General features: G+C 70.5%; 18 protein-coding genes and 1 other RNA gene. 11 read left to right on the top strand and 8 right to left on the bottom strand.

The window, feature by feature from the left end; genetic code table 11:
- Window positions 1–26: 26 nt before the first annotated feature.
- The 3 genes from ACFFCN_RS12825 to ACFFCN_RS12815 all read right to left on the bottom strand — a co-directional run bounded on the left by ACFFCN_RS12825 (window position 27) and on the right by ACFFCN_RS12815 (window position 4,452).
- The gene (locus ACFFCN_RS12825) at window positions 27–593 is read right to left on the bottom strand and encodes a hypothetical protein (RefSeq protein WP_375492154.1); all 567 of its coding nucleotides are present in this window, start codon (window positions 591–593) and stop codon (window positions 27–29) included.
- A complete protein-coding gene (locus tag ACFFCN_RS12820) occupies window positions 590–3,508 on the bottom strand; it encodes an AAA family ATPase (RefSeq protein ID WP_375492152.1) in 2,919 nt (972 codons plus the stop codon). Before ACFFCN_RS12820 ends, ACFFCN_RS12825 begins: the two co-directional genes overlap by 4 nt.
- A gap of 368 nt (window positions 3,509–3,876) precedes the next feature.
- Complete coding sequence (locus tag ACFFCN_RS12815) at window positions 3,877–4,452, bottom strand: GNAT family N-acetyltransferase (protein ID WP_375492151.1); 576 nt, start codon at window positions 4,450–4,452, stop codon at window positions 3,877–3,879.
- 169 nt (window positions 4,453–4,621) lie between these two features.
- On the opposite strand from ACFFCN_RS12815, the gene ACFFCN_RS12810 reads away from it, so the two are divergent.
- From ACFFCN_RS12810 to ACFFCN_RS12795, 4 genes are all read left to right on the top strand, one after another.
- Window positions 4,622–5,056, top strand: coding sequence for an NUDIX domain-containing protein (locus ACFFCN_RS12810; RefSeq protein WP_375492149.1), 435 nt, complete (start codon window positions 4,622–4,624; stop codon window positions 5,054–5,056).
- 141 nt (window positions 5,057–5,197) lie between these two features.
- Complete coding sequence (locus tag ACFFCN_RS12805; protein WP_375492148.1) at window positions 5,198–5,599, top strand: hypothetical protein; 402 nt, start codon at window positions 5,198–5,200, stop codon at window positions 5,597–5,599.
- Window positions 5,600–5,668: 69 nt separating this feature from the next.
- Window positions 5,669–7,282 (top strand): signal peptidase I, encoded by a 1,614-nt coding sequence (locus tag ACFFCN_RS12800; RefSeq protein ID WP_375492146.1) that lies wholly within the window; start codon window positions 5,669–5,671, stop codon window positions 7,280–7,282.
- Window positions 7,283–7,312: 30 nt separating this feature from the next.
- Complete coding sequence (locus ACFFCN_RS12795) at window positions 7,313–8,191, top strand: intradiol ring-cleavage dioxygenase (protein WP_375492144.1); 879 nt, start codon at window positions 7,313–7,315, stop codon at window positions 8,189–8,191.
- Window positions 8,192–8,212: 21 nt separating this feature from the next.
- Here ACFFCN_RS12795 and ACFFCN_RS12790 read toward each other — a convergent pair whose 3' ends face one another.
- The 4 genes from ACFFCN_RS12790 to ACFFCN_RS12775 form a co-directional block, all read right to left on the bottom strand.
- A complete protein-coding gene (locus ACFFCN_RS12790; protein WP_375492142.1) occupies window positions 8,213–8,602 on the bottom strand; it encodes a nuclear transport factor 2 family protein in 390 nt (129 codons plus the stop codon).
- Window positions 8,599–9,081, bottom strand: coding sequence for a cupin domain-containing protein (locus tag ACFFCN_RS12785; RefSeq protein ID WP_375492141.1), 483 nt, complete (start codon window positions 9,079–9,081; stop codon window positions 8,599–8,601). Before ACFFCN_RS12785 ends, ACFFCN_RS12790 begins: the two co-directional genes overlap by 4 nt.
- A complete protein-coding gene (locus tag ACFFCN_RS12780) occupies window positions 9,078–10,607 on the bottom strand; it encodes a flavin-containing monooxygenase (protein WP_375492140.1) in 1,530 nt (509 codons plus the stop codon). The genes ACFFCN_RS12785 and ACFFCN_RS12780 overlap by 4 nt, the downstream gene beginning before the upstream one ends.
- A 110-nt stretch (window positions 10,608–10,717) precedes the next feature.
- On the bottom strand, window positions 10,718–11,488 hold the full coding sequence (locus ACFFCN_RS12775) for an IclR family transcriptional regulator (protein ID WP_375492138.1): 771 nt from the start codon (window positions 11,486–11,488) through the stop codon (window positions 10,718–10,720).
- Window positions 11,489–11,563: 75 nt separating this feature from the next.
- Between ACFFCN_RS12775 and ACFFCN_RS12770 the strand changes: the two genes are divergently transcribed.
- From ACFFCN_RS12770 to dmpG, 7 genes are read left to right on the top strand one after another with little or no spacing between them, the layout of a single operon-like run.
- Window positions 11,564–12,331, top strand: coding sequence for an SDR family oxidoreductase (locus tag ACFFCN_RS12770; protein WP_375492136.1), 768 nt, complete (start codon window positions 11,564–11,566; stop codon window positions 12,329–12,331).
- Window positions 12,331–12,819, top strand: coding sequence for a cupin domain-containing protein (locus ACFFCN_RS12765; protein WP_375492134.1), 489 nt, complete (start codon window positions 12,331–12,333; stop codon window positions 12,817–12,819). Before ACFFCN_RS12770 ends, ACFFCN_RS12765 begins: the two co-directional genes overlap by 1 nt.
- Entirely contained in the window at window positions 12,816–13,703 is an 888-nt protein-coding gene (locus ACFFCN_RS12760; protein WP_375492133.1) for an alpha/beta fold hydrolase, read from the top strand. The genes ACFFCN_RS12765 and ACFFCN_RS12760 overlap by 4 nt, the downstream gene beginning before the upstream one ends.
- Window positions 13,700–14,686, top strand: a complete 987-nt coding sequence (locus tag ACFFCN_RS12755; RefSeq protein ID WP_375492131.1) for a 2,3-dihydroxyphenylpropionate 1,2-dioxygenase — start codon at window positions 13,700–13,702, stop codon at window positions 14,684–14,686. The genes ACFFCN_RS12760 and ACFFCN_RS12755 overlap by 4 nt, the downstream gene beginning before the upstream one ends.
- On the top strand, window positions 14,683–15,477 hold the full coding sequence (locus tag ACFFCN_RS12750; RefSeq protein WP_375492130.1) for a 2-keto-4-pentenoate hydratase: 795 nt from the start codon (window positions 14,683–14,685) through the stop codon (window positions 15,475–15,477). Before ACFFCN_RS12755 ends, ACFFCN_RS12750 begins: the two co-directional genes overlap by 4 nt.
- Window positions 15,474–16,433 carry an acetaldehyde dehydrogenase (acetylating) gene (locus tag ACFFCN_RS12745; protein WP_375492128.1) on the top strand — a complete coding sequence of 320 codons (960 nt, stop codon included), beginning with the start codon at window positions 15,474–15,476 and terminating at the stop codon, window positions 16,431–16,433. The genes ACFFCN_RS12750 and ACFFCN_RS12745 overlap by 4 nt, the downstream gene beginning before the upstream one ends.
- Complete coding sequence (gene dmpG, locus ACFFCN_RS12740) at window positions 16,430–17,464, top strand: 4-hydroxy-2-oxovalerate aldolase (protein ID WP_375492127.1); 1,035 nt, start codon at window positions 16,430–16,432, stop codon at window positions 17,462–17,464. Before ACFFCN_RS12745 ends, dmpG begins: the two co-directional genes overlap by 4 nt.
- A gap of 43 nt (window positions 17,465–17,507) precedes the next feature.
- Here the strand turns inward: dmpG and ssrA are convergent.
- Window positions 17,508–17,885: a transfer-messenger RNA gene (gene ssrA / locus ACFFCN_RS12735) on the bottom strand.
- Window positions 17,886–18,004: the final 119 nt, after the last annotated feature.

The raw sequence follows: 18,004 nt of genomic DNA, 5'->3' as shown, positions 1-18,004 counted from the left end.
CCCGCGCAGCGGTCGCGGCTGCGAATTCAGAGCGCCTCGCGGTGCATCTGCAGGGTGGTCAACGCGCTGCCGGAGATGGTCAGGACCACCGTGCGGGAGGCAGCGTTGGACGTCGCCGCGCCGGTGATCGTGAGGACGCTCGCGCCGTCGCCGCCGACCTTCGCGTGCGGGTCGAACACGAAGACGGTGGACGCGACGCCGTTCACGCCGTCCGCGCCCGCGGCTTGCGGAACCGGGGTGACGTGCGTCAGGGCGATCCTGGCTTTCAGCGCAGCCGTGACCGACGCCGGCAACCGGACGCTGACCGTCGCCTGCTGGTCGGTCTCACCGGTGATCGTCACCGTCGAATCGGCCTTCGAGACCACGATGTCCGTGTGCATGTTGAGTGGCTGCGCGTTGGGCGGACCGGACGTCGTGTCGGTATGCATGTTGAGTGGCTGCGCGTTGGGCGGACCGGACGTCGTGTCGGTATGCATGTTGAGCGGCTGCGCGTTGGGCGGACCGGACGTCGTGTCGGTATGCATGTTTAGCGGCTGCTTGCCACCGGCGTGCGAGGTGGACGGCGTGGCATCGGGACTACCGGTGCTGGTCATGAGCTGCCTTTCGTGGCGTCGACGAGGTTCAACCGGGCAGCGACAGCCGCTGCCTCGGTCCTGGTGCGGGCACCGAGCTTGGCGAGCACGTTGGACACGTGCACGCCCACGGTGCGATGACTGAGGTAGAGCTTCTCCGCGATCTCGCGATTGCTGAGGCCCGCGGCCAGTTCGGCGAGCACCTGCAACTCCCGCGCGGTCAGCGCCGCCGCGGCGTCCGGGCCGCCGCGTGAGCGGGTGTCGTCCTCGGTGAGGGCGATCGCGCCGAGCATGGCGATACGCGAGACGGACTCGGTGATCGGCTGCGCCCCGAGCCGGGTGGCTATCCGGTACGCGTCGCGCAGGCTGGTCCGGGCGGCTGCCGTGTGCCGCAGCGCGAGGTCGGCCTCACCCTGCCGCATCAGCGCGTAGGCCTGCCCGCGGGGACGTTCGAGGCGCTCCCAGGCCTGCGCGATCTGCTGCCACAGCTGCGGTTGGGCGGACCGGCACGCGCGCACGTACTCGCCGTGCAGCGTGAGCGCATAGGCGTCGGTCTCCGGCGCGAACGCGTTGCTCGCCAGCTGGTCGACGCGCTCGCGGAAGGCGTCCGCGCGCGGCGTCGCCGTCCCCGCCTCGAACCGGCGCAGCCCGTGCCGGGCGGCAACCGTCTCGGCCTCGACCCGGACGCCGAGGAGGCAGGCCCGGGCCAGCAGGCGCGGCCCCAGCGCGTCGTCCACGGGATGCACCTGGTCGATGGCTTCGCGCGCGGCGGGCAGATCCCCGTGCGCCAGCGCGAGCACGGCTTCGGCCAGGTGGAGGTCGACGACGATCTCCGTGCTCGCCGGCTCGCCGACCAACGCCCAGGCGGCGTCGAGGTGTTCTCGTGCGTTGTCGAACCGGCCACGCGCGAGGTCCAGCTCGGTGCGCGACAGCAGGATGCGCATCGCCAGCCCCTCCGAGCCGCCCTGCGCACCGGCCTCGTCGCACAGCCGCTCGGCCTCGGCCCAGCGTCCCGTCATGCGCAGCAGCACGATGGTGTTGCTGGTCAGCGCGCCGCCGCCGGCGCCGGCGAGGCCGTAGCGCCGGATCGCGCCCAGCCCGGCGACCGAGACCGCGCACGCCTCGGCGGTGCGGCCGGCGGCCAGCAACGCGTAGGACAGGTTGCTGTCCGCGCGCCGGCGGTCGTCGAGATCACCGTGCAGCTGGACGAGCTCGTGACCGGTGGCGACCTGCTCGACACCCGTCGAGACGTCGCCGAGCAGCACGCGGCTCATGCCCATTGCGGTGTACGCGCGCCCCTCGTCCAACGGCGCGTGCGCCTCGGCGGACAGTTGTAGGGCCGTTTGGGCGGCGGTCACCGCCTGGTCGTAGCGGCCGGTCTGCATCAGCAGCCGCGCCGAGGACGACGCCACCGTGGCGAGCAACGCGACGTCACCGATGTCCTGCGCGATGGCGCGGGCCGAACCGAAAACCTCCGCGGCCTGGTCCAGCTCACCGAGTTCGGTCAGGTACCGCCCGCGATGTTCGATGATCCGCCCGCGCTGAGCGTCGTCGTCGGCGAGCTCGGCAGCGCGTCCGCTCAGCCGCACCGCGGCCGCCAGGTCACCGCCCCACCGCGCCGCCTCGGCGGCCTCGGTGAACAGGTCCGCGCCGCTGTCGGCGATCGTCGTCGGATCGAGGCCGGGGTACAGCTCGACGACGTGGCCGTACCAGGGCCACGCCGCGGCATAGGCGTAGACGACGGTCGCCAGCCGGGCCGCCTGCAGCGCCGCGGCCAGTGCCGGGCCCTTGTCACCGGCCGCGAGCACGTGCGCGGCCCACTCGCCGGCGCGGCCCGCGTTGCGCGCGGTGTCCGGCAACCGCTCGAGCGCCGCGCCGATCGCCCGGTGCAGCTCACGGCGTTCGGCGGGCAGGATGCGCTGCCGGACCGCGTCCTGCGTCAGGACGTGCCGGAACGTGTACTCCTCGCGCTCCGCATCCACCGTGATCAGTCCGCTGCGCACGGCGTCCCGGGCTGCCTTCGCAAGCCGCGGGCCGCTCAGGCCGGTCGCTGCGGCAACCAGGTCGTGCCCCACCGGACGCCCGATGAGTGCGACGCAGCGGACCAGCAGCTCGCAGTCGGCGTCGATCGCCTCCGTCCGGGCGAGCAGGACGTCCTGCAGTGAACGGGGAACGTGCGCGGACTGCGCCGGCGCGAGCAACAACTCCTCGGCGATGAACGGGTTCCCCTGCGAGCGCGTCTGCAAAACGTCGAGGTCGCTGTCGGCCAGTGACGCGCCGGTCACCGACTCGGCGAGTGCGGCCAGGTCACCCCGCGCGAGCCGGTCGAGCTCGACCCGGGTCGCGTGTTGCGAATGCACCAGCGTCTCGACCACCGGACGCAGCCGCGGTGTGCGGTGCACGTCCTCGTCACGGTAGGTCAGCAGCAGCAGCTGCTCGGCGTCGAGGTTGCGACTCAGGAACGAGATCAGGTCGAGCGTGCCGTCGTCGGCCCAGTGCAGGTCCTCGAAGACGATGACGATGTCGCCACGCGGAGCGACGTGCTCGGTCAGGGCGAGGATGCGTTCGAACAGCTCGGCCTGGTCGCGGATGCGCTCTCGGTCGCCGTTGCCGAGCAGCAGGTCGATCGCGGCGCCGATGACGCGGGGCTGCTCCGGATCGCCGTCGGACAGGGTGCGCCGCAGCCGACGCAGGGCCTCGGCGATCGGTGCGTACGGGATGGCGTCGCCGCTGACGTCGACGCAGCCGCCCATCAGCACCGGCCGGCCCTGCACCCGCCAGCCGGTGACGACATGCTCCACGAGGCGGCTCTTGCCGATGCCGGCCTCGCCGGACACGACGACGGCCCGGGTCCCGGCGCGCTCGAACGACGCGTCGCGAATGGTTGCGACGGCGTGCTCTCTGCCGATCAGCGTCCGGCCCCGGCCGTGGACCACGGGCGTCAGTATGACGGTGTGGGCCGGTCCGGCAGAACGCTCCGTGCCGAATACGGACTCCGGACGGCGTGGTCGCAGCACGCGCCACCTCGAACGCCGAGCCTCGCTCGGTGCCGTCATCGTCTGCTGCCCTCCCCGGGGATGCGGAGCTGATCGGCATCACCATCCGATGCCGATCAGCTCCAGTGCTGGGCCGCCGCGCCGACCGGGAGTGCCCCCGCATCCTCACCGGTCGGCCCCCGCTCGCGGCGACTGGTACCAATCTGGCCGGTTTGCGACCCGGGCGGATCTGTCGAACGACGTATCTCCGCCTGCGAAATCGGACATTTCGCCCTTCGACCCCGTGCGGGGATGGACTCGACGCGCGATCAGGCTGGGTCGGTCAGGGACTTGCGCAGGACGACGAAGTCGAGGTCGGCGACCTTCGGCCGCCCGTAGCGCTCGTCGTCGTACGGGAACGGGCGCGTCTCGCCGGTGCGTGCGTAGCCGCGACGCTCGTACCAGGCGATCAACTCCGCGCGCCGGCCGATGACGGTCATCTCCATCGCGTCGGCGCCGAACTCGTCGCGGGCGATGCGCTCGGCCTCGGCGAGCACCACGCGGCCCTGCCCACCGCCCTGCAGGGTGGGGCTGACCGCGAACATGCCGAAGTACGCGGGCGCTCCCGGCCCGTCCGGCTCGCGCAGCTCGCAGCACACCAGCAACGCGTCGTCGGCGTCGCGGGCGAGCAGGACGTGCCCGCCGGGCTGCGCGAGCAGGTCGCGCAGCATGTCGTCGTTGATCCGCTGACCGTCGAGCAGATCGGCCTCGGTCGTCCAGCCGCCCCGGCTCGCGTTGCCGCGGTAGGCCGACTGGACGAGTGGCACGACGGCCGCGACGTCGTCGTCGGTCGCCCACGAGTAGACCAGCGGAATCCGGTCGGCACTGTCGGCGGACGCGGTCATGCCGGCGAGCCTATGTCGGCAGCCGGGCCGGACCGGGCAGCGGCTCCGCGCCGAAACCATCGGCTTGCCTGCGTGGTGGTCGCTGCTCGGTCCGGACAGCGACCCACAGGCAGGAAAGGCGATCACGTCGCGCGCCGCGGTCGGCTCGGCATTACCTAGGCTGATGCGGATGTCGCAGCTCATCGTCGTCGCGGCGGTCGCCCTGCTCGACGGCGACGGGCGGATGCTGACCGTTCGCAAGCGCGGCACGACCAGGTTCATGAATCCCGGCGGCAAGCTGGAGCCGGGCGAGACGCCGGCGCAGGCGGCGGTGCGCGAACTGCACGAGGAACTCGGCCTGGAGTTGCCGATCGCGACACTCGTCGAGCTCGGTACCTGGAGCGCGTCGGCCGCGAACGAGCCGGGCGCGACGGTGCGCGCGCACGCGTTCCGCGCGCCGCTGCCGTCCGGTGCGGTGCCGCGGCCGGCCGCAGAAATCGACGAGCAGCGTTGGGTCGGCCTCGACGAGGTGGCCGCGCTCGTGGCGTCGGCGCCAAATGGCGTGCCTGCGGACTACGCACCGCTGCTGGTGCAGCACTTCCTGCCCGCGTTGCGCGGCGGCTAGTCCAAATTTGGACCGCATCAACAGCAAGCTCATATGTGGATCAGTGCTGCCGATTGTGGTGTGTGCCAAGGAAGGCACCCCGGTACGTCCCGGCTAGTTGCTCAGTCGCGGGCCGGATCGGGCAACTGACGGGAGTACGTCATGCGCAAGTCAACAAAGATCGTCCTGGTCGTGGGTGCGGCAGGGTGCGTCCTCCTGGGCGCCACCTCGGCATTCACCGCCAGCAACACGCTGCCTGCGACCGACACGGCCGGCTACGGCTCGAGCAGCGTCACGGGCGTTGCGGTGTCGGCCATCCACTACACCCAGGACTCGAGCGACGCGTCGAAGCTCGACAAGGTCGTCTTCGACACGTCCACGGACATCACGACCGTGGCGAAAACGTCCACGCTGACGCTGGAGCTCGCCGGCGGCACCAAGCCGCAGTTCACCTGCGCGAACGCGTCCGGCACGCCCAACACGATCACTTGTGTCACGAGCGCCAGCGGAGGCGTCAACATCGCGGACATCAACAAGACCGATCTGACGGTCGTCGACAGCTAGTCACCAGGGTGGTGGCCGGATCCCCCGCCGGCCACCACCTCGGTACTACTTGACCGTCCGGAGTCGACGATGACCTCGACCACGAACCGCCGCTTCCACTTCGGAGTCGCGGCCTGCGCCCTGCTGATGATCACGGCCGGCGTCCTGGTGTCGAGCGAGTTCGGCGGCATGCCCAAGTTCGTGACCACGCACGGCACCAGCATGGAACCGCGGTTCCACACCGGCGACCTCGGCGTGCTGCGGCACGCCGACTCGTACCACGTCGGCGACATCGCGGCGTACCACAGCACCACACTGCACACGATCGTCATGCACCGCATCGTGAAGATCCAGGACGGTCGCTACACGTTCAAGGGCGACAACAACTCCTGGCTCGACCCGGCACCGGCCAAGCGCAGCCAGCTTGTCGGCACACTCGCGGTTCGCGTGCCGCACGGCGGCATCGTGCTGGAGGACGCGAAGCGTCTGCTGCCCTTCGCGCTCGCGGCCATCGTCCTGCTCGCCGGCACGGGTGTGGCGGCAACACAACGGCGTCGCGGGCGTCGCAGCAAGCACTCGAGCCGCAGCGCCAGCGGGTCGCCTCTGAGCGGGCTGCGCATCTCACCTGATCTGGCCACCGCAGCGGCGATCACCGCGGTGGTGGCCGTGCTCGGCGTGTTCCTCGGCGTCAAGGGCCTGACGGGTGCCGATACCCCGGCCGCCGACGTCGTCGCGCGCACCGCGCCGGCCCCGGCGGACGCCAAGACCGTGCTGACCTACAGCGCGCACGTCGGGCGGACCGCCGCCTACGACCGGACCACGGTCACGGCGCCGACCCCGATCTTTCGCAAGGTGACCAACCTGGTCGACCTCACCGCGGCGTACACCGGGCCGGCCGGCAGGTTCACGATGACCGCCGACCTCTCCACCCAGGCGGGCTGGCACTCGACGATGGTGCTCGCGCCTGCGACGACCTTCACCGGCGCGCGCATCATCCGGACCGTCCCGATGGATCTGCGCGCGCTCGACCGGCGCGCCCAGGCCGCGGCCGCGAGCACCGGTATCCCCGCCGATTCGATGGGGATCGACGTGACGGCAACTGTCGCCCGACCAGGCGAGCAGCCGTTCAGCTCGGTGCTGCACCTGACCATGACGCCACTCGAGCTGAGCATGACCGGCACCGCAGCTACGCTCGTCCACCGGTCGGGCGAGACGCCGACGGCACCGACCGCGACGCCGCGTTCCCGGCCGGGCACGATCAAGCTGTTCGGGTTGCAGCTGGCGAGCGGTACCGTGCTGATCATCGCCGCCGTGGTGCTGGCCGGATGTGCGCTGAGCGTGGCTGCCCTTCTGTTCCGCGCCCGGACCACCCGACGGGCCAGCGAGGGCGATGCGATACGTCGTCGCTACTCCGCGCTGCTGGTGCCGGTCGAGCCGATCAAGTCGGCGGCGGGACGGCCGACAGTCGATGTGCCGGAGATGGCGACGCTGGCCAAGATCGCCGAGCGGTACGGGCTGCTCGTGCTGCACTGGTCGCGGGCCGGGGTCGAAACGTTCGTGGTGCAGGACGAGAACACCACCTACCGGTACCGGGTAACCGGCCCGGCTACCGCGTCGCACGGCGGCGGCGCGCACCGATCGTCACCCAGGCCGGTCAAGGCCGCGCCTCTCGACAACGACGAAGACACGCTGCACCCGGCCTGACGCCGGACGGCGGGATCTACGGTGAGGACCGTGACCACCAGCTCCGACCAACAGCACCGCGAAGCCGCACTGACCGACACCGTCCTCCGGTCCTTCGAGAGCTGCACCGATCCGCGACTGAAGCTCGTCCTGCAATCCCTCGTCCAGCATCTACACGACTTCATCCGCGACGTCAGGCTGACCGAGGACGAATGGCGCACCGCGATCGATTTCCTGACCGAGGCTGGCCACATCACCGACGACAAGCGGCAGGAATTCATCCTGCTCTCCGACGTCCTCGGCGCCTCGATGCAGACGATCGCGGTCAACAACGAGGCCTTCAAGGACGCCACCGAGTCCACGGTGTGGGGTCCGTTCTTCGTCGACGGCAGCCCGGAGATCCCCCTCGGCGGGGACATGACGCTGGGCGCTGCCGGCGAGCCGTGCTGGGTCGAGGGCAGCATCACCGACACGGACGGCAACCCGGTGCCGGACGCCCTCGTCGAGGTCTGGGAGGCCGATGAGAACGGTCGGTACGACGTGCAGTACCGCGACGGGCGCACCGCCGCCCGTGCGCACCTCCGCACCGGTGACGACGGCGGCTACCGCTTCTGGGCCGTTACCCCGACGCCCTACCCGATCCCGCACGACGGGCCGGTCGGCGCCCTCCTCGCCGCGGTCGGACGCTCACCCATGCGCGCTGCCCACCTGCACTTCCTGGTCCGCGCTGCCGGGTACCGCGAGTTGGTCACCCACATCTTCGTCGAGGGCGACGAACTGCTCGCCGACGATGCCGTATTCGGGGTCAAGGCGTCACTGGTCAAACAATTCGAGCGAGCACGAGGCGCTACACCCGACGGCCGCGAGCTTGACGGTCGATCATGGTCGCGAGTGCGGTTCGACATCGTCCTGGCGCCGCACGGCAGCTAGCTCGCGGCGGCGACCGCGTCGTCAGCCTTCGGGCCGGAGTGCAGGAGTGATGTCCATGTGGACGCGGTAATCGGTGATCAGGCCGTCCTCGCCGACCTCGACGACCGTCACGCACGGCAGCGACAATTCCGCCACGTCGGGCGGCTGCACGAGGATGCTGAATCGGCAGAACAGCTGATCGCCGACCTCGGCGACCTGATCGACGCGGTGCCGCGTCGGCCAGATGGCGTGCACGGTCGCCTCGGTGGAGGCCGCGATCGCCGCGCGTCCGGCCAGCTCGTCGAAGTTCGCGAACCGGAACGTTGCGTCCGCGCTGAAGAACGACGCGAACCGCTCTCCGTCGCCGGCGTCGGCCGCGGCACACAGCTCGCGGATCATCGCCTCGCGGGAGCTGACCGCCGTCGCGGTCACGACTCCTTCCGCGGCACCAGCGACAGGCCGTGCCGCTTCATGATCTCGGCCACCTTGGTCATGTCGCGCGGGCCGGGCGGCAGCTCGCTCAGTTCCTTGTAGTACTTCTCCAGACCGCCGGGCGACACAACCGCAACGATTCGCGTCTCCTCGTCGAACGGGTTGGCGAACATGTGCGGCACGCCGCGCGGCAGCAGCATCGACGAGCCGGGCGTCATCACCCGCTCGACGTGATCGAGTTCCACCTTGACCTTGCCGGCGACGCAGGTGAACAGCTCGTCCTGGTGGGCGTGGATGTGCGTCGGCGGCCCGCCGAGGCCGGGCGGCACCACGTACTCGAACAGCGAATAGGCGCCGTTGGTGTCCGCGCCGGTGAGCCGCACGTAGATGCCCAACCCGATGGCGCCGAGGTTCTCGCCGCACCCGGGCAGCTTCAGTACCGAGTCGGTCATCGAGTCGTCGTCGGCGACGTCGGTCATGCCGGCCTCACTTTCCTGGTGTCGGTTGGGTCTGTCCCGGCGTGCTGCGCGGTGGTGGAGGATTGCTCGATCATCGCGCGGGTGAGTTTGCGGTACGAGCTCGGCGTCACCGGGTTCAGCCAGTGGCCGGCGCGGGTGCGGGCCGGCAGATTGCGGCCGAGGTCGGCGAGGACCTCGTCCGCGTTGTGCAGCGAGAACGGGATGATCTTGGTGCCGCGATTGTGGTGGCCGGCGACGGCGTCGTCCATGAACGCGATCTGCTCGGCGGCGGCATGCCGCATGGTTGCCGCATCGGGCAGGTCGAGGCCGCCGGCGAGGTGCGCGGCGATCCAGAGCGCAGCGACCTCCGCGTTGAGCGGGCTGAAGAACGAGGAGTTGTAACCGGCGAAGTAGAGATTGTCGACGTCGGGCGGCAGGATCTGCCGGTAGAGCGCGAAGTTGCCGCGCCCGTCGAGCACCCGCGCGGTGACGTCCGGTGCGAGGAACGGCGTGCCCTGCGTGAAGCCGGTCGCACACACGACGAGGTCGGCCGGCAGCACCGTGCCGTCGTCGAGTTCGACGTGCGGGCGCTGATCCTTTTCCAACATCCGGGCCACGGTGCGGTCGCGGTGCACGGCGATCCGCCCGTCGCCGACGCGGTCGAAGAACCCGTCGGTCACCAAACCGATCGCGCCGCGCACGATGCCTTCCATCGTGCCGCGCGGCACGAGGCCCAGCTTCTTGAGCTTGTACTGCCGCACGGAGGCGGTGCCGACGGAGTTCAACATCGCCCGGCGCATCCGGTTGCCCGGTCCGTGCAGGAACTTCTCCGCCCCGCGCAACGTGCGGTAGCGGAACAGCGCCTCGCCCATCCGGGTCAACAGCAGGTACTTGAAGTTGACAACTCCGCCGACCTTCTTCGGCACCTTCCACAACAGCTGACGCGCGATCACCGACGTCGACGCGGCGACGTCGCTGATCGCCACCGCCACGTCGCAGGCGGACTTGCCGTAGCCGACGACGACGACGTCCTTGCCGCGCGCGTCCTCGACGTCGAGGAACTGCGTGGCCGCACACAACCGCCCCCCGGCGGTGGCGAAGTCCTCGACCCCGGGGAACTGCGGCACGAGCGGTTCGCAGAACACGCCGTTGGCGACGACCAGCCGATGAACCTCGGTCTCCTGCTCGTCGGTGCCGTGGCTTCGGGTGACGATCCGCCAGCCGCCGGCGATCGCTTCGACCGACGTTACCTCGGTCTGCAGGTGCAGCAACGGGTCGAGCCCGAAGTGGGTCGCGTAGTCGGCGAGGTAGCGCTGCACCTGCTCACCCGTCGGCCACTCGGGATAGCTCTTGGGCATCGGGAAGTCCGACAGCGAGTACTGGTCGCGCGGGCTCTGCGTCTGCACGCCCGGGTAGCGGCGGCTCGCGCTCCACACGCCGCCGACGTCGGGCGAACGGTCCCAGACCACGACGTCGTGGCCGGCCTGGGTGAGCACCTTGGCCGTCGCAAGACCGGCGAAACCCGCGCCGACGATCCCGATCCTCATGTTGGCTCCTCGCGCCTCTGCGGTGGATCACACCTTGACGAGACCCGGCGCGCGAGCCAAGTCACCGTCCCGCTCATTGGGACGGCAGATGCCGGCGGTAGCCCTGCCGCTCAGCGGCGCACCGAGTAGGCGCGGGTCGCCGCCGCGGCCGCCATCCGCACCGCCGGCCCGACGCGGTCGAAACGCACCGCACCTGCCGGCCCGGTGACCGACAGCGCGGCCACGACCTCGCCGAGCGGACCGAAGATCGGCGCTCCGACGCACGCGACACCGAAGTTGCCCTCCTCGCGCTCCTGGCTCCAGCCGCGGTCCGGGATCGCGGCGAGTTCGCGGCGCAGCATCTGCTCGCTGGTGACGGTGCGCGGCGTACGCGCGGGCATCCCGTCGGCGAGCACCGTGTCGATCACCTCGGGCGGGGAGAACGCGAGAATGGCGCGGCCGAGCGCCGAGCAGTAAGCCGGGATCGTGCCGCCGACCTGGGACAGCATAGGCATCGGCCGGTGTCCGGTGATCTTGTCGACGATCAGCACCTGCGCGCCGTCCAGCACGCCGAGCTGCACCGCGGCACGAATCGTGCTGTACAGGTCCTGCAGGAACGGCAGTGCCGCCTCGCGCAACTCGTGCCGGATCGGTGCCAGACCGGAAATCTCGAACAGCCGGTTGCCGATGCGATACCGGTCCCCCGGTTTGTCCAGCCAGCCCAGGCGCAGCATCCGGTCGGCCGTTCGATGTGTGGTCGAGCGGGGCAACCCGCAGCGGCGCACCAGCGCACCCAGGGTGAGCTCGCGGTGCGTGGCGTCGAAGGCGGCCAGGATCGCGGCCGCGCGTTCTAGGCCGCCGGTGGCGTCCGACGCCGCGGTGTCCCGGTCAGTGAGACTCACGGTTGGCTGCTCCCCGGTCGTCCCGTCAGGCTGAGGATGCCCGAACTTCGCACAAGCTAGCACCGGAGGCCATCGGTGACCCGGACTGCGCTCGTCGGCGGTGGTGCCCGCGGGATCGGTCGCGCCACGGCGCAGGCGCTGGCCGAACGCGGCCACGATGTCGTGCTCACCGGGCGCACCGAGACGGATCTGATCGCTGCCGCGAAAGAGATCACCGCCGACACCGGACGCGAGGTCACGTATCTCGTCGACGACGTCGCCGAGCCGCGCTCCGACACGATCGAGCGAGCGGAGCTGGTCGTCGGGCCGATCGACGTGCTCGTGCTCAACGCCGGTGGGCCACCGCCGGGGCGGGTGCTCGACGTCGACGACGACGCCTGGCTCGCGGCGACGCAGCTGTTGCTGCTCGGGCCGCTGCGCCTGGTGCGGGCGGCGCTGCCGCGGATGGCCGAGCGCGGCTTCGGTCGGGTGATCGCGGTGACCTCGACCGCCGTCCGTCAACCACAAAAAGACCTCGCCGCCTCGGTGGTGCTGCGCGCCGCGCTGACCAGTGCACTGAAGCTGGCGTCGGCGGAGTTCGCGGCGGACGGCGTCACCGTCAACTGCGTGGCGCCGGGCGCCATCGACACCAAGCGGCGGCGCACGATCCTGGCCAACCGCGCGGCCACCACCGGCATCGAGGCACGCGAGATCGAGGCAGCCGACACCGCCGCCATCCCGGCCGGGCGCGCCGGTCGGGCGCGCGAGGTGGCTGCCATGATCGCGTTCCTCGCGTCCGACGACGCGGCCTACGTGAACGGCGCCGCGACGGCTGTCGACGGCGGACGGACGGAGAGCATCTGATGAGCGGCTTCGACATGGCGGGTTTCCTCGCCGGCCTGTCCGACACGGTCCGGCCCGGCACGCAACGGCCGTTGGTCGTGCACGCGTCCGAGTTGGAACCACTGCCGGCGAACGAGGTGCACAACCCGAGCGAGCTCGCCATCGCCGGCACATTGCCCACAGCCACCTTCGAGATCTTCCGCCAGCGCATCCCGGCGGCCGAGAGCTCGGACATGCAACGGCACCACCACGAGACGGTGCACGTCGTGATCGCCGGCAGCGGGCACAGCGAGATCGAGGACGAGACGGTGACCTGGGCGGCGGGCGATTTCATCTACACGCCGCCGTGGACGTGGCACCGCCATTACAACGACTCCGCCGAACAGCCGGTGGACTTCTTGACCATCGAGAACTCCCGCCTCGTCGAGAGCCTCGGCCTGACCCGGCGGCAGAGCGCCGGGCTCGCCACGATGGCTGAGGCCCGCGCCCGGTTCAAGGAGAACGAATGACCGACGTGACCGCCATTCCCGAGCACGTCAGCATCTGGGGCGAGCTGGCCGACGTCGACCACGTGCTGAAGCACGTGCAGGTCGACGGCGTGCGGACCCGCGTCCTGCAGGCCGGCGCAGGTGACGAGCTGGTGCTGCTGCACGGCACCGGCGGGCACCTGGAGGCCTACGCGCGCGACATCGCCGGGCTGGCGCGCTATTTCCACGTCACCGCGTACGACATGGTCGGACATGGTTGGTCGGACCTGCCGGACACGCCGTACACGACGGCGGTGCTGTCCGACCACCTGATCGGGCTGCTCGACGCGCTGGGCATCGAACGTGCGCACCTGTCCGGCGAATCGCTTGGCGGCTGGGTGGTGGCCTGGACGGCCGCGTTCCATCCCGAGCGCGTCGACCGCGTCGTGCTCAACACACCGGGCAACATCGCCAACAAGCCCGAGGTCATGGCGCGGATGAGTGAGAGCACGCGCGCCGCGGTGCACGACCCGAGCGACGAGGTCGTCCGCCGTCGCGTCGAGTTCCTGTTCCACCACAAGGAGATGGTGACCGACGAGCTGGTCAATCTGCGTCGCCAGGTCTACAGCCGTCCGGGCTTCCGGCAGGCCGTCGAGAACATCCTGGTGCTGCAGGATCCGCGGGTACGCAAGGACTACGCGTGGGACCCGACATGGGTCGGCAAGGTCATCGCGCCCACGTTGCTGCTGTGGACCGACAACGACCCGACCGGCGGTCTGGACGAGGCGGACATGCTGCTCGGCTGGCTGCCCGACGCGCGCCTGCACGTCATCACCGACGCGGGGCACTGGCCGCAGTGGGAGAAGGTCACGCAGTACCTCGACGTGCACCGCACCTTCCTGCTCGAGCGCAGGGATCCGGAATGAGCGAGATTGTCGGCTTGGTCGGCATGTCGCACTCGCCGTTCGTCGGGTTGCTGCCGCCCCAGGGTCCGCACGAGCCGGGCAGCGACTTCCTGCGCAACGCCGCACGGGTCCGGGCGGCGGTGACCACGCTGGCGCCGGACGCGATCGTGGTGATCGGGCCGGACCACTTCCATGCCAACTTCTACGACGCGATGCCGCCGTTCGTACTGGGCGTCGAGCAGGCGGAGGGGTTCGGTGACTTCGGCACCACGTCCGGGCCGCTGCCGATCGCGTCTGATCTCGCGTGGCACGTCCACGCGGCACTCGCCCCGGACTTCGACCTGGCGCTCTCGTACTCGCTGACCGTCGACCACGGCATCGTGCAGAGCTATGAGATGGCGACGGGCGACACCACGATCCCGATCGTCCCCCTCGTCATCAACACTGCGGCTCCCCCGCTGCCCGGCCTGGCCCGGTGCGCAGTCCTGGGTCGTGCGCTGGGCGCCGCGCTGCGCAGCGCGCCGCTGGACCTGCGCGTGCTGGTCGTCGCCAGCGGGGGCCTGTCGCACTGGCTGCCGTCCAACGACCCACGCACCATGACTGCCGACGACGCCCGGCGCGCCCCGCTGATCCACGGGCGCAGTGACACACGGGCCTTCGCCGCGGCACGCGAGCCACGGGTCAAGGCGATGGGCGGCAACCCGGATGCGCGCGTCAACGTCGCGTGGGACGAGTGGTTCCTGACGCAGCTCAAGACCTCTGACCTGACGCCGGTCGTCGAACTGGGCCATGACCGCCTGGAACAGGAGGCCGGCAGCGGCGGCCACGAGATCCGCAGCTGGCTGGTCGGGCACGCCGCCGTCGACGCGCCGCTGGTGTGGTCGAGCTACGACCCGGTGCCGGAGTGGATCACCGGCATGGCGGTGGCGACCACCTTCGACGTGCCAGCCGTCGACGTGCCCGCCGTCGACGTACCACCCGTCGACCAGGTGCCGACCCGATGAGCGTCGCCGCCGCGGTCGAGCGACTTGAGCAGGCGCGCGGCACCGGCATCGCGTGCGCCCCGGTGCGCGACCTGCTTCATGCCGCGGACCTCGACGCCGAGGTCGGCCTCGCGTATGAGGTGCAACAGGCTTTCATCGACGCACGGACGACCGCGGGCGCGCAGCAGGTGGGCCGCAAGATCGGGTTGACCAACCCGAAAGTGCGTGCGCAGCTCGGGGTCGACCGGCCCGACTTCGGAGTCCTGCTCGACGACATGACGCGACCGCAGGACCGCCCCATCAGTACTCGTGGCCTGCTGGCGCCGCGGATCGAGGCGGAGATCGCCTTCGTACTGGGCGACGACCTCGACGGACCGGACATCGCCGCCGACGACGTCCGCGCCGCCACCGCGTACGTCGTCAGTGCTTTCGAGATCGTCGACAGTCGCATCGCCGACTGGGACATCACGATCACCGACACCATCGCCGACAACGGCTCGTCCGCACTGTTCGTGCTGGGCGACGACCGCGTGCCGCTCGGCGGCACGGACCTGTCCCAGATCGCGATGACCATGACCCGGCGCGACGAGATCGTCTCGCGGGGCGTCGGCGCCGACTGCCTCGGCGACCCGGTCGCCGCTGTCGTCTGGCTCGCTACGACGGCGCAGTCCCTCGGCCAGCCGCTGCGCGCCGGCGACATCGTGCTCTCTGGCGCACTCGGGCCGGTCGTGCCCATCACGCCCGGCGATGCGTTCGCGGCGGCGATCACCGGCCTGGGCAACGTGCGCGCCGAGTTCGAGGGCGCAGCGTGACGCGCGGCAAGGTTGCCGTGATCGGCTCGGGCAACATCGGCACCGACTTGATGATCAAGGTGCTGCGACTGTCCGAGCGGCTCGAGATGGCTGCCATGGTGGGTATCGACGCCGCCTCCGACGGGCTGGCCCGCGCCCGCCGGATGGGCGTCGCCACGACCGCCGACGGCGTCGCCGGGCTGATTGCCATGCCGGACTTCGCGGAGATCGACGTCGTCTTCGACGCCACATCGGCCGCGGCGCACGTGGCCAACGCCCGCGCGCTCGAGCCGTTCGGCAAGCGACTGATCGACCTGACGCCGGCCGCGATCGGGCCGTACGTCGTCCCGGCGGTGCGTCTCGACGATCACCTCGACGCGCCGAACGTCAACATGGTCACCTGCGGCGGGCAGGCGACCATCCCGATCGTGGCGGCGGTCGCCGCCGTGACGCCGGTCCACTACGGCGAGATCGTCGCCTCGATCTCCTCGCGCTCGGCGGGCCCGGGCACCCGCGCCAACATCGACGAGTTCACCGAGACCACCCGTGCCGCGATCGAGCAGGTGGGCGGCGCCGCCCGCGGTAAGGCGATCATCGTGCTCAACCCGGCCGATCCACCGCTGATCATGCGTGACACCGTGCTGTGCCTCGTCGACCGCCTCGAAGACGACGCCCGTGCGGCGGTAGCCGGCTCGGTGACGCGCATGGTCGCCGACGTCGCCGCGTACGTGCCCGGTTACCGCCTCAAGCAGGCCGTCCAGTTCACCGACATCGACGCGGCCGCCTCGATCCGCACGCTCAACCCGGACCTCCACCCGGCGCCGCGCACGCAGGTCAGCGTCTACCTCGAGGTCGAGGGGGCCGGCCACTACCTGCCCGCATACGCCGGCAATCTCGACATCATGACCTCGGCGGCACTGCGGGTCGCCGAACGGATGGTCGACCACGCCGAGGCCGTCGCAGCGGTGTCGACATGACCGACGCCAGCGGGCCGCGGATCTACATCCAGGACGTCACCCTGCGCGACGGCATGCACGCAGTGCGGCACGGCTACACCGTCGAGCAGGTGAGTGCCGTCGCCGCCGCGCTCGACGCCGCCGGCGTCGACGCGATCGAGATCGCCCACGGCGACGGGCTGGCCGGCTCGTCCCTCACCTACGGGCCCGGCGCGCACGCCGACGAGGAATGGATCGGTGCCGTCGCCGCTGTGGTCAAACGCGCGCGGCTGACGACGCTCCTGCTGCCCGGCATCGGCACCATCGACAACCTCGAACGCGCGCACGACCTCGGCATCGCGTCGGTCCGCGTCGCCACGCACGCGACGGAGGGCGACATCGCGGCGCAGCACATCGCGAAAGCACGAGAGCTCGGCATGGACGTGTCCGGCTTCCTGATGATGAGCCACCTGGCCGCGCCCGCCGCGCTCGCCGAGCAGGCCAAGCTAATGGAGTCCTACGGCGCACACTGCGTATACGTCACCGACTCGGGCGGCCGCCTGACCATGGACGGCGTCCGCGACCGCGTCCGCGCCTACCGCGAGCTGCTCGACGACGACACCGAACTCGGCATTCACGCGCACCAGAACCTCTCGCTGGCCGTGGCCAACAGCGTCGTCGCGGTCGAGAACGGCGTGACCCGGGTCGATGCCTCGCTGGCCGGCATGGGCGCGGGCGCCGGCAACTGCCCCATCGAGCCGCTGATCGCGGTCGCGAACATCTCCGGCTGGCAGCACGGCTGCGATCTGTTCGCGCTGCAGGACGCGGCGGACGACCTGGTGCGGCCGCTGCAGGATCGGCCGGTGCAGGTCGATCGCGAAACGCTGACGCTCGGCTACGCCGGCGTGTACTCCAGCTTCCTGCGTCATGCCGAGCGAGCAGCGGCACGCCACGGCCTGGATACCCGCGACATCCTCGTCGAGGTCGGCCGCCGCGGTCTCGTCGGTGGTCAGGAGGACCTGATCACCGACGTCGCCCTGGACCTCGCGACTCAGCGCGTTTCGACTGCCTGACGCCAGATGAACGGCCCGAACCCTGCGGGTTCGGGCCGTTCATAGGTGGAGGTGGCGGGAATCGAACCCGCGTCCTTCGTCGCTTCATCAGGGCTTCTCCGGGCGCAGTGTGCCTCGTCTCTACTCGGCCCCGGCGATCTCGCACACGAGTCGCCAGTGACAGGCCCAGCCGCTGTAGGTTGTCCCGTCCTCTCCCGCGGCCGGTGAGGACGGTGAGTCACCTAGCTGATGCCGGCGACCGGGTCGGTGACATCCCCGGGCCGACAGACTTGCTCAGGCTGTACTAGGCAGCGAGAGCGAAGTCAGCGCGATTGGAATCGGCGCTTGTTTTGTTGTGCATCGCTTTTTTTACGAGGTCAGCAATGCGGTCCTCGGCCCGCTTCCCCTGACTCGACGAACGAAGTCGAGACCATTCACCCCCCTGTTCGGAAACATCACAAGTCTAGTCGGGCAAGGCAAGCTCCCCGCACCGCCGGTGATCAACAGAAGGTTTGGGTCGCCCGGGCGGCCAAATCCCGCTGTTGATCACCGGGAGAGGAC

Source organism: uncultured Jatrophihabitans sp. (assembly GCF_964246335.1).
In the GTDB taxonomy this organism is placed as follows: Bacteria; Actinomycetota; Actinomycetes; order Mycobacteriales; family Jatrophihabitantaceae; genus Jatrophihabitans.
Note: the sequence above shows the minus strand (reverse complement) of the source record. Positions and strands in the feature narration are given on the sequence as shown.